Source organism: Pseudonocardia acidicola (assembly GCF_012911935.1).
Classification (GTDB): Bacteria; Actinomycetota; Actinomycetes; order Mycobacteriales; family Pseudonocardiaceae; genus Pseudonocardia; species Pseudonocardia acidicola.
This window is the reverse complement of sequence record NZ_JAAXLA010000160.1, coordinates 1-1539: the sequence shown is the minus strand read 5'-3', so window position 1 is coordinate 1539 and position 1539 is coordinate 1. Positions and strand designations below refer to the sequence as shown.

The 1539-nt window shown below is 75.8% G+C and carries 1 protein-coding gene; it reads right to left on the bottom strand.

Annotated elements, in window-relative coordinates; translation table 11 throughout:
* Positions 1-80: 80 nt before the first annotated feature.
* Complete coding sequence (locus tag HF526_RS34390; protein ID WP_169385824.1) at positions 81-1286, bottom strand: cysteine desulfurase-like protein; 1206 nt, start codon at positions 1284-1286, stop codon at positions 81-83.
* Between the last annotated feature and the right edge of the window lie 253 nt (positions 1287-1539).

The window sequence follows — 1539 nt, the reverse complement described above, 5'->3', positions numbered from 1 at the left end:
GAGACAGTCTCCGGTAGCGCGAGTCGCCCTTTTCGGGAGCGGCTGCGCTCGTGGCGTCCCCGTGTGACGCCCGCCGACGCTCAGCGACAGGCAGCGACCACCTCGAGTGCGCGATCGACCTCCCACCGCTGCGAGTAGTGGTTGACGCTGAGCCGGACCAGCCCGCCGTCGTCCCGGACCCCGAGCGCCCGGGCCGCCTCCCACGCGTAGGCATGGCCGGCCCAGGCGTTCACCCCGGCGCGGTCCAGGGCCGCGACGACCTCGGCCGGTCCGACGCCAGCCACCCGGAAGGAGGCGATCGGCGTCCGATCCGCGTCCGGCCCGTACCGCCGCACGTGCGCCATGCCGCCCAACCCCGCCCACAACCGCTCTCCCAACGCCCGCCCGTGGTCCGCGGCGGTGACCCGGGTGACCGCCAGGCGGGCTCGCCGGTCGCCGCCCGCCTCGGCCAGATCTGCCCAGTGCTCCACGGCGGCGACGACGCCCGCCAGCGCCGGGAACGGATTCGTCCCCTGCTCGAATCGGGCCGGCCCGGTCGGCGGCGCCGGGGCCGGGCGCTGCGGGTCGATCCCCGCGAGCACCGCCGGGTCCGCGGCCACCACCGCGCCGAGGTGCGGCCCGGCCCACTTGTGCGCGCTGGTGAGGTAGAGGTCGGCGCCCAGCGCCGTCACGTCGACGGGAACGTGCGGGCAGTGGTGCACGCCGTCGACGACACTCAGCGCGCCGACCCGGCGCGCCGCTGCCGCGATCGCCGGGATGTCGGGGCAGGCGCCCGTCAGGTTCGACGCCGCGGTCACCGCGACGACACGGGTCCGGTCGGACAGCAGCCCGGTGACGTGCTCGGTGGGCAGCGATCCGGTCGCCGCATCCAGCCGGGCCATCCGCACCGTCGCCCCCGCCCGCGCGGCGGCCTGCACCCACGGCCGCACGTTCGAATCGTGATCGGCCTCGGTGACCACGACCTCGTCGCCGGGCCGCCACGTCGGGCCCAGGGCACCCACGAACCGATAGGTCAGCGCGCTCATCGACGGACCCAGCACGACGCCGTCCGGGTCGGGGGCGTTCACCAGGTCGGCGAGCGCCCGCCGGGCCTCGTCCACGATCGCGTCGGCCCGCCGGGCCGCCGGGAACACCCCGCCCTGGTTGGCGACCCCACCGCGCATCACGCCGGCCATGGCCGCGATCACCGGCTCGGGCACCTGGGTGCCCGCCGCGCCGTCGAGCCAAGCTCGGCCGTCAGCGAGGGCGGGGTACTGCGCGCGGACACGGGCCACGTCGTAGAGCACGCCCGAACGCTACGGGCCGCACCACCCGGACGAATCCGCGAACACGTCCCAGCAGGGCGACTCACCCTCCCGAAACGCCGACTCACCCTCCCGAAAAGGGCGACTCGCGGGCCCGGAACTGCCGACTCGCGGAGGGGGAGGGGCGAGGGGGTCAGCGCCAGGAGCGGAGGGTGGCGATCCGCTCCTCGAGCTGTTCGATGGTCGCCATCGCCGTCACCGGTCCGCCGCAGCTGCGGCGCAGCTCGTTGTGGAT